Raw genomic sequence first — 9,642 nt, 5'->3', positions numbered from 1 at the left:
AACCTCCCTGGGCAGTACAGCTAGCGGCGAGTGCAGCAGTCGACAAGGCTGAGACGTATGCGCTTGCTGCGGCCGCTGTGGCGATACCCGATCATCTCGGTCACCGTCGTGGTGCTCGCCGCGGTCGTGGTCCTCCACGCCGTCGGAGCGGATGCGGTGGGACGGTGGACGGCGACGGCCTACGTCGGAGCGTTCGTCGTGTGGACGCTGGTTCGGATGGTGCGTGATGTGCTTCGCGGGCATGTCGGGCTCGACATCCTCGCGGTGGTGGCGATGGTCGCAACCCTCGCCGTGGGCGAGTACATCGCGTCGCTCATCATCGTTTTGATGCTCTCCGGCGGTGAAGCGTTGGAGGACTTCGCCGCCCGGCGGGCCAGGCGCGACCTCACCGCGCTGCTGGACCGATCGCCGCGCACCGCGCATGTTCTCACTCACGAGCATGCGTCGGACTCGGACGAGGTGCAGGATGTCGCGGTCGAGCACGTAGGGATCGATGATGTGCTGCTGGTGCGGCCGGGCGAGATCGTGCCGGTCGACGGCATCCTGCTCACCGAGAGCGGCACGTTCGACGAATCGTCGCTCACTGGGGAGAGTCTGCCGGTGACTCGTGAGGCGGGCAGCGACGTGCTCTCCGGCGCTATCAACGGGAACCGGGCGGTGCGGATCCGGGCGGTGCGGCGCAGCGCGGACAGTCAGTACCAGCAGATCGTCGCGCTCGTGCGTGCCGCGGAGGACTCGCGTGCGCCCGTCGTGCGGCTCGCGGATCGGTTTGCGATCCCCTTCACGGCCGTCTCGCTCGCCCTGGCCGGCATAGCGTGGGCGGTATCGGGCGATCCGACGCGCTTCGCTGAGGTGCTGGTGCTAGCGACGCCGTGCCCGCTGCTGATCGCTGCACCGGTCGCGTTCCTCGGCGGGCTCTCGCGGGCCGCGAAGGCCGGCGTGATCATGAAGGGCGGAGGTGTCGTAGAACAGCTCGCCCGAGTGCAGTCCGCGGCCTTCGACAAGACCGGAACGCTGACGCAGGGCCAGCCGACCCTCGTTGACGTTCGCCCTGTCGGCGGCTTCGAGGCGGGCGAACTGCTGCAGCTCGCCGCGTCTGCTGAACAGTACTCGTCGCATGTGCTCGCAGACAGCATCCGCCGGGCCGCGGTCGAGCGCGGCATCGACCTTCTCGCGGCCGAGGAGGCCAGTGAGGTCGCCACGAATGGTGTGACCGCGGTGATCGGGGGGCGAACGGTCGTCGTGGGGAAGCCCTCCTACGTCGCGTCAGTGGCGGCCGACACGGTGCGCGCAGACCTGACGACGGGCGAGGCCGCGGCCTACGTCGCCATCGACGGCCGGTTCGCCGGCGTCCTCGTGCTCGCCGACGATCCCCGCCCGGAGTCCGTCGCGGTGGTGTCGTGGCTGCGCGCGAACGGTGTCGAACGGATCGTCATGCTCACGGGAGACACTCGTGCGACAGCCGAATCGATCGCGCGGCAGACCGGGATCGACGAGGTGCATGCCGAGCTCCTTCCGCCAGAGAAGGTTCATCTCGCGGCCGACCTGCATCCACGACCCGTGATGATGGTCGGCGACGGGGTGAACGACGCCCCGGTGCTGGCCGCCTCCGACATCGGCGTTGCGATGGGCGCGAAAGGCGCGACCGCGGCCGGCGATGCCGCTGACGTGGTGATCCTTGTCGACTCGCTCAGCAAGGTGGTCGACGCCGTGTCGATCGGGCGGCACACGCTTCGCGTCGCGCTGACGGCGATATGGCTCGGCATCGGTCTCAGCGTGGTCCTCATGGTCATCGCCATGACGGGCGCCATCCCCGCCGTCGCCGGCGCTCTCACGCAGGAGCTCGTGGACCTCGCCACGATCCTCTACGCGCTCCGCGCGCTGGGCGGCCCGCCGAGCGGACTCCCCGCTGCCGCACCGCCGCCGTCACGCCGATCCGACACGGAGTCCGACTCGCACCGCGTGTGACGCTCTGAAACCCGAGCACCACGACTGGAATCTGCGGGCGAAGAGCCGAGGTGCAGGGTTGCCTCTCCTTCCTGGCGGCAGGAGAACTACCGAACTACCGTGAGGAGCCGTGACGACGCAATCCCCTCCATACCGGCATTCCGGCGAGCCTCACGCAACGGGGCTCGCGCAGCGACTCAACTGGCTGCGCGCAGGAGTGCTGGGAGCGAACGACGGGATCGTGTCCACGGCGGCGGTCGTCGTCGGTGTCGCCGGAGCGACAGCGGAGGTCACGCCAGTGTTGCTGGCGGGGGCCGCGGCCCTGGTCGGCGGGGCTATCTCAATGGCGCTCGGCGAGTACGTCTCGGTGTCCAGCCAGCGGGACAGCGAGCGGGCTCTCATCCAGAAGGAGCGGCGCGAGCTGGAGGAGGATCCCGAGGTCGAGCTCGAGGAGCTGGTCGGGCTCTACGAGGAGCAGGGCCTCACCCCCGGAACCGCCCGCCTGGTGGCGACGGAGCTGACCGAGCGCGACGCGCTCAAGGCCCACCTGGCGCTCGAGCTGAACATCGACCAGGAGGACGTCGTCAGCCCCTGGCACGCCGCCTTCGCCTCGCTGATCGCGTTCACGATCGGCGCCGTGCTGCCGCTGCTGACGATCCTGCTGCTGCCGCACCCGGCGCGCATCGTGTGGACCTTCGTTGCCGTGCTCCTCGCCCTGGCGGTCACCGGATACGTCGCGGCCTGGATCGGCGGCTCTCATCGGTGGCGGGCCGTGGTGCGCCTGGTGATCGGCGGTGCGCTCGCCCTGGGAGCGACCTTCCTGGTCGGCTCCCTGTTCGGCACGGTCGTCGGCTGAGGCGGCGCGGACTCACCCCTTGCTCACAGTACGGCCCAGCCGATGAGGCCCGCGGCGATGACGACCGCCCACGCCGGCGCCTTCCACGAGGTCAGGGCGACGAACCCGGCGGCGGCGATCCCGAGGGCCGCGACCGATGTGACCCCTTCGGTGAACACCGGCGTGTAGAGCGCTGCGGCGAGGATCCCCACCACGCCGGCGTTCACGCCCATGAGCGCCCGCTGCGCGAGTGGAGCGCGACGCAGCCGGTCCCAGAACGGCAGCACCCCGACCACGAGCAGTGTCGCGGGGAGGAAGATCGCGACCAGCGCGATCGCGGCGCCGAGCAGCCCGGACGGCGGGCTGGTAGTCGCGGCGCCGAGGTAGGCGGCGAAGGTGAACAAGGGACCGGGGACCGCCTGCGCGGCACCGTAGCCGGCGAGGAACACGTCGTGGTCGACGAGGCCGGTCTGCACGGTCCCGGCCTCCAGCAGCGGCAGCACGACGTGACCGCCGCCGAACACGAGTGCCCCAGCCCGGTAGAACACGTCGAATAAGCGTACCGCCCCGTTCTCAGTGGCGGACACGAGCAGGGGGAGGCCCGCGAGCAGGATCACGAAAAAGGCCAGGCTCCCGATCGCGGCCCAGCGAGGCACCCGCACGACGAATGGCTCCGACTCCGATGCCGTGGCGGCCTGCGGGCGCAGCCACACCAGCCCGACGACTCCCGCGGCGGCGATCACGGCGACCTGTGCGAACGCGCTCGGGACGAGCAGGACGACGATCATGCCCGCCACGGCGATCGTGGCCCGCTTCGCGTCCGGGGTGAGGGTTCTCGCCATGCCCAGCACGGCGTGGGCGACGACCGCGACCGCGGCGGCCTTCACCCCGTGAATCCATCCGGCGCCGGACAGGTCACCGAGCGCCGTGACCCCGTAGGCGAACGCGACCAGCAGGATCGCCGACGGCAGGGTGAACGCCGCCCACGCCGCCAGCAGCCCGCCGAACCCTGCGCGCTGCAGCCCGATCGCCATGCCGACCTGACTGGATGCGGGGCCGGGCAGGAACTGGCACAGCGCCACCAGGTCCGCGTAGGCGCGGTCGCCCAGCCACTTGCGCCGCTCCACGAACGCCTCGCGGAAGTACCCCAGGTGCGCGACCGGGCCGCCGAAGGAGGTCAGTCCCAGGCGCAGGAACACGAGGAACACCTCTCCGACCGTGCCGGGGTGGCGGCGCCCGCCGGTCGAGGGGGAAAGGCTCATCGCGCTCAGTCTGCCCCAGTCACTTGACGCTCACTAGACCAGCACCCTGGCATTCGCGGCCGACCACGCCTGCGCCGCGAGCTGCACGGCATCCCACGGAGAGCCGAGCGGCGGGGTGTAGGAGAGGTCGAGGTCATCGAACTGCCCGATGGTCAACCCGGCATAGAGGGCGGTGGCGAAGGTGTCGACCCGCTTGGCGACCTCGGTGCCGCGCCGCCCGACGAGCTGCGCGCCGAGCAGACGCCCGTCGCCGGTGTCCCCGGTGATGCGGAAGTGGATCGGGTGGGCACCGGGGTAGTACCGCTTGTGGTCGTCCGCGGCCGCGGTGATCGTTGCTGCCGCGTAGCCGGCGGCGATCGCCTCGTGGTCGCGCAGGCCGGTTCGGGCGGCGACGAGGTCGAAGACCTTGACGACCTGGGTGCCGACCGACCCCGCGAAGGCTCGGTCGCCGCCGAGAGCATTCTCTCCTGCGATGCGGCCCTGCTTGTGCGAGGTCGTCCCCAGCGGCAGATAGGTCGCGCCGAGGAGGCGGTGATGCGTGATGATGCCGTCGCCGGCGGCCCAGACGTGCGGGAGCCCGGTGCGCATGTGCTCATCGACCACGACGGCGCGGCCCGCGCCGAGGCTCGCTCCGGCCTGCTCGAGCAGCTCGGTGTTCGGCCGCACCCCGACGACCACGAGCACGAGGTCCGCGGTCTGTGCGAAGGGCTGCCCGTCGCGGGTGCCGGTGACGGTGAGCCCGACCGGGGTCTTCTCGATCCCGGTCACGGTCGAGCCGGTGACGACCTCGACGCCATGCGTCGTGAGTTCGTCGCGGACGAGGGCGCCGAGCTCGGGGTCGAGGGTGGAGAGCACTTCGGGTCCGCGCTGGAGCTGGGTGACCTGCATCCCGCGGGTGATGAAGGCTTCGGCCATCTCCAGGCCGACGTAGCCGGCGCCGACGATGATCGCAGACTGCGGCTGCCGGGTAGTGAGGTCGTGGTCGAGGGCGAAAGTGTCACCCATCGAATGAATGACATGCACCCCGTCCTCCGGGGTCAGCGCATCGAGGCCGGCGATGCCGGCGTGGGACGGGAGCGCGCCGGTGCCGACGATCAGCTCGTCGTAGGCCAGATCCTCGAAGATGCCGTCCGGGGTGCGGACAGTGAGCCGCTGCCCGGCGACGTCGATGCCCGTGGCGAAAGTGTTGAGCCGCAGCCGCATCCCGGTGGCCTCCAAGTCAGCGCTCGTGCGGTGCGCGAGCGACTGCCACGGGGCGACCTCGCCAGTGAAGTAGTAGGGGATGCCGCAGATGGAGAAGTTCGGGTACTCGTCCGCCACCACCACCGTCACGTCGGTGGTCGGGTCGAGTTCGCGGGCACGGAGCGCGGCGGAGATACCGGCGTCGGAGCCGCCGATGGCGATCAGATGGGTCATGGCTGGGCCTTTCGATTCGGGAACAGCAGGAACACAAGCCCGACGCCGACGACCGCGCCGACGACCTGGGCGGCGAGGAACCACAGCGCGGAGGTCGGGGCGATGCCGGCGAAGGTGTCGGTGAAGATCCGGCCGATGGTCACGGCGGGGTTGGCGAACGAGGTGGACGAGGTGAACCAGTACGCGGCGCCGATGTAGGCACCGACCGCCGGGGCGACCAGCGCCGCGCGGCCGGTGCGAGCCAGGGCGAAGATCGTGAGGATCAGCCCGGCGGTGGCGACGACCTCGCCGAGCACCTGCCCCGGTGCCGCCCGGTCGGTCACCGACAGCGCGGCCGGCACGGCGAACATGAGGTTCGCCAGCAGCGCCCCACCGATGCCGCCGACGATCTGAGCGCCAGCGTAGACGGCGATCTCGCCGCCGCCGTGCCGTGCGCCGAGGGCGCGGTCGGCGAGGGTGACGACCGGGTTCAGGTGCGCGCCGGAGACGGGCTGGAAGATCAGGATGAGGACGGTCAGGCCGAGCGCGGTGGCGATCGAGTTCTCCAGGAGCTGCAAGCCCACATCGCCGGGCGAGAGACGCGAGGCGGCGATGCCGGAACCGACCACGACCGTCACCAGCAGGCCGGCGCCCAGCAGCTCAGCGGCAGCACGCCGCCACAGCGGGACGGCCTCGGTCGTGGTGGTGTTCATCGCTGCCCATCTTGACGAATCCGGTTCGCTCAGTCAAACTTGAGGTAATGAACATTGAGGAAACTTGCCTTGCGGGTCGGGTCGCGCGGTATGCGGCGCTGGCCGATCCTGTGCGGCTGCGGATCGTGGACCTGCTCACCCTGGGCGATGTCGCCCCGGTCGAGCTGCAAGGCGAGCTGGGTGTCTCATCGAGCCTGCTCGCCCATCACCTGAACCAGCTCGAACAGGCAGGGCTGATCGTGCGGACGCGGTCGGAGGCCGACCGGCGCCGCACCTACCTCCACCTCGCGCCCGGCGCGCTCGACGGCCTCACCCCTTCCCCGATGCTCGGGGTGCGGCGGGTGGTGTTCGTCTGCACCGGCAACTCGGCCCGATCCCAGCTCGCCGCTGCGCTCTGGCACGGCAGCAGCGATATCCCGGTGGCCTCGGCCGGCACGCACCCGGCCGCGCAGATCGAGCCGGGCGCGATCGCCGCCGCGGACCGACACGGCCTCACCCTGCGAGCCCGCGCCCCGCGCGCGCTGGACGACGTGCTCGGCGCGGACGATTTCGTGGTGACCGTGTGCGACACCGCGCACGAAGAACTCGGCGACGCCGGCTGCGTGCACTGGTCGGTGCCGGACCCGGTGCGCGACGGGACGGACGCCGCCTTCGACGCGGCGTTCGAGGACATCGCCGCCCGCATCCAGAGCCTCGCGCCCCGGCTGACCACGACGAAGGGATGACGACGATGCCAGACGAGCACGAGCGCCACGCGACGATCACCATCGACCAGGAAGCGGGCCTCGCCACCAGCGCCGAGCGCCTGACGCGGGAGTTCGAGGGCACCTTCGGGCGGGAGACGATCGACCGTTTCCTGCACGCCTCCTACACCGACCTCGCCGCCCGTGCGACGGTGCCGACCTATCTGCCGCTGCTGACCGAGAAGTTCGCCCGGCAGCGGCTGCGCGCGCTCGCCAAGGTCGACGGGATGCACCTGACGGGCACGCCGACCGTGCTGTTCCTGTGCGTCCACAACGCCGGCCGCTCGCAGATGGCCCTCGGCTTCTTCCAGCACCACGCCGGCGACCGGGCGATCGGCTGGTCCGGCGGCTCCGAGCCCGGCGAGCAGATCAACCCGGTCGCCGTTCAGGTCATGGCCGAACGGGGCATCGACATCGCCGGCGAGTTCCCCAAGCCCTGGACCGACGAGATCGTGCGGGCGGCGGACGCGGTGATCACGATGGGCTGCGGCGACGCCTGCCCGATCTTCCCCGGCAAGCGGTACGAGGAATGGACGCTACCCGATCCCGCGGGCTGGACCCCGGACGGGATGCGGCCGGTGCGCGACGAGATCGAGCGCCGCGTGCTGAACCTGCTGGCCGAACTCGGCGTCCCCTCCCGCGCCTGACAGTCGACTTCCACAAGCACCGGACCCGCTCCCTGCCAGTCGCGGGGTCGGGGCGGAGGCCGCAATGCCCGAACCGGCTTGTGACATCCGGCGCGATCGCGCAGACTCGGGTATCGGGTTTGGCGGCGTCTCGGCAGGCTCGTTCTCATGTGCTACCGACCGCGTAGGTCCGTGAATCCTGAGGGAGTTGTCCACGCGGCCACCCGGCGACTCGCCCGTGTTTTACGGGCCAGAACGTGCTTTCGTGATCCGGCGGGGACAGGGGTGTCGAACAGTTCTACTCCCACGTCGTCGTCGTGAGTGGGGGAACGATAGGCGTCTTCTCAGCGTCCGATGCTCGGTGGTTCGTTACCGGGCGCGTCACGCGACGGAGCTGGACGATAGGGCGGGAGTGAGCGCCGAAGGGTCTGCCCGATCCGTCCGACGATCCCCGGCGGCTCGGGCACGGCGACCTTCAGTGCGATCCGGCGGTGGGTCTGCTGCTCTTCCAGCGCCCGCACGTCGGCACTGGGGTCGGAGGCGGCCAGCTCGATCATGCGGGCGGCGTCGTCTTGCAGCCGCCGGTAGGCCGACGCGGTCCTCGGACTGAGGTAGCCGCGCCGGGCGTGAGCGGCGCCGAATACGGCGCCGTAGTCCGCGAGCCAGGCAACGGCCTCGACCGGGGTGAGCTCTCGGGTCTGCTCGCTGCGCAGCACCTCGGCCGCGTGGGGCTCGTGCTCCCATGCGCCGGATTCGGTGCGGCGGTTGTCGTAGAGGCGGCGGTCGCGGGTGTAGACCTGGATGCGGGCGACGGCGGGCAGGGCCTCCAGCGCGGCCACGACCTCGGGTGAGCCGGCCAGCGCCGTCTCGTGCGCCTCGGGCGGGGTCCAGCGGCCGACCTCGCCGCGCCGGGCGCGCAGGAACCGTTCTTCCGCGGCCAGGCGCGACACCGGGGCGGGCATGGCGACGGCGACGACCTCGACCCGGTAACCGGCCTCCGCGAACCGGGCCGCGGTGTCGATGACCATCGCTGGATCGCGGAAGGTGCCTTCCAGCAGCACCGGGTAGCCGTGCTCGATCGCATGGTCCAGGGCGAGGCGGATGAGCCCGCTGGAGGTTGGCGCGGTCGCGGCCGGCATCGCCAGCGGGTCGTTCACCGCGAGATCCCGGTAGCCGGGGTGGTAGGCGCGCAGGTCATCCCCGGTGATGGACACCAGCTCGGGGTGCTCCGCGAGGATCGCCGCCTGCGCCCTCGTCTTGCCCGCGGCGGGCTGGCCGCCGAGCAGTACCAGGAGCCGGTCGCCGGTCGGGACCGGCGGGAAGATCGCCTGCCGCGCGGTGGCGTCGAACACCTGCCGCAGCCGCGCCTCGTCGGAGGCGACGGGTTCGGTCACGCGATCCGGCGGCTCGCCTGGCCGGTCAGGGCGTCGATCTCATCGAGCCATGCCTGCTGCTGGGCGATCAGCCCGAGCCGGTCGTCGGGGTCCAGCGCCGTGCGCTGCTGGTTCACCAGGCGCACCCGCGCGGCCCAATACTCGCGCTCGCGCTCGTCGGTCGTGGCGAGCTGCCGTTCGATCAGGACGGAGGCCAGGGTGGTCGCGCCCTGGGCGGTCATGTCGTAGAGGGCCACATCGCTCACGCGGGGCTCGTCGTCGTACCAGGCGCGCAGGGACTCGGCCGGGATCGCGCTCGGAATCGTCACGCTCATGGGATCACCTCTGCTTCGTCGTTGCTCATTCTACCTCCCCGGTCCGCTCCCGCCCCGGACCCGCTCCCTGCTGTTCGCGGGTCGGGACGGAGGGTGCAACATCCGAGCGCAGCGACGTGGTGTTGCGGCATCCGCCACGACCCCGCAAGCTGGTAGAGCGGGTCAGGCGCGGGAACGTGAGTTCGCTACTCGGCACACTCGGCAGGCGCGCAGAGGCACCAGGATTACCCGCCTCTGGAGGGGCGCAAACGTGGCAACATTTTGGCAACGAACGCTGACGACAGGACTTTCCGCGACGCACTCGACGCACGCGGAACCCCAGTAAACACAGGGCAGAACCGGGTCGGGCACGCAGTTCCGGGGGAGCCTATTCCCCTCTCACGGCGGTAACGCGGGTTCGAATCCCGCTGGGG

The 9,642-nt window shown here is 70.9% G+C and carries 9 protein-coding genes; 4 read left to right on the top strand and 5 right to left on the bottom strand.

Going from position 1 to position 9,642, the window contains the following annotated elements; genetic code table 11:
• Positions 1 to 57 precede the first annotated feature (57 nt).
• A complete protein-coding gene (locus B3S45_RS11785; protein WP_195691664.1) occupies positions 58 to 1,968 on the top strand; it encodes a heavy metal translocating P-type ATPase in 1,911 nt (636 codons plus the stop codon).
• A 109-nt stretch (positions 1,969 to 2,077) separates the two neighbouring features.
• Positions 2,078 to 2,803, top strand: coding sequence for a VIT1/CCC1 transporter family protein (locus B3S45_RS11780; protein WP_195691663.1), 726 nt, complete (start codon positions 2,078 to 2,080; stop codon positions 2,801 to 2,803).
• A 23-nt stretch (positions 2,804 to 2,826) separates the two neighbouring features.
• Here the strand turns inward: B3S45_RS11780 and chrA are convergent, their stop codons facing one another.
• From chrA to B3S45_RS11765, 3 genes are read right to left on the bottom strand one after another with little or no spacing between them, the layout of a single operon-like run.
• Positions 2,827 to 4,044 carry a chromate efflux transporter gene (gene chrA / locus B3S45_RS11775; RefSeq protein ID WP_195691662.1) on the bottom strand — a complete coding sequence of 406 codons (1,218 nt, stop codon included), beginning with the start codon at positions 4,042 to 4,044 and terminating at the stop codon, positions 2,827 to 2,829.
• 33 nt (positions 4,045 to 4,077) lie between these two features.
• The gene (locus tag B3S45_RS11770; RefSeq protein ID WP_195691661.1) at positions 4,078 to 5,460 is read right to left on the bottom strand and encodes an FAD-dependent oxidoreductase; all 1,383 of its coding nucleotides are present in this window, start codon (positions 5,458 to 5,460) and stop codon (positions 4,078 to 4,080) included.
• Positions 5,457 to 6,152, bottom strand: a complete 696-nt coding sequence (locus B3S45_RS11765; RefSeq protein WP_195691660.1) for an aquaporin — start codon at positions 6,150 to 6,152, stop codon at positions 5,457 to 5,459. The genes B3S45_RS11770 and B3S45_RS11765 overlap by 4 nt, the downstream gene beginning before the upstream one ends.
• Before the next feature lie 47 nt (positions 6,153 to 6,199).
• Here B3S45_RS11765 and B3S45_RS11760 point away from each other — a divergent pair, with 47 nt between their 5' ends.
• Complete coding sequence (locus B3S45_RS11760; protein ID WP_195694251.1) at positions 6,200 to 6,877, top strand: helix-turn-helix domain-containing protein; 678 nt, start codon at positions 6,200 to 6,202, stop codon at positions 6,875 to 6,877.
• 5 nt (positions 6,878 to 6,882) lie between these two features.
• Positions 6,883 to 7,542: an arsenate reductase ArsC gene (locus tag B3S45_RS11755; RefSeq protein ID WP_228178110.1), complete on the top strand. Its 660-nt coding sequence runs from the start codon at positions 6,883 to 6,885 to the stop codon at positions 7,540 to 7,542.
• Between the two features lie 323 nt (positions 7,543 to 7,865).
• Here B3S45_RS11755 and B3S45_RS11750 read toward each other — a convergent pair whose 3' ends face one another.
• Together B3S45_RS11750 and B3S45_RS11745 are read right to left on the bottom strand one after the other, a co-directional pair.
• Complete coding sequence (locus B3S45_RS11750; protein WP_195691658.1) at positions 7,866 to 8,915, bottom strand: zeta toxin family protein; 1,050 nt, start codon at positions 8,913 to 8,915, stop codon at positions 7,866 to 7,868.
• On the bottom strand, positions 8,912 to 9,229 hold the full coding sequence (locus B3S45_RS11745; protein WP_195691657.1) for a hypothetical protein: 318 nt from the start codon (positions 9,227 to 9,229) through the stop codon (positions 8,912 to 8,914). Before B3S45_RS11745 ends, B3S45_RS11750 begins: the two co-directional genes overlap by 4 nt.
• Positions 9,230 to 9,642: the final 413 nt, after the last annotated feature.

It is taken from the genome of Microbacterium sp. UBA1612, from assembly GCF_002321605.1.
Classification (GTDB): domain Bacteria; phylum Actinomycetota; class Actinomycetes; order Actinomycetales; family Microbacteriaceae; genus Microbacterium; species Microbacterium luteum.
Note: the sequence above shows the minus strand (reverse complement) of the source record. Positions and strands in the feature narration are given on the sequence as shown.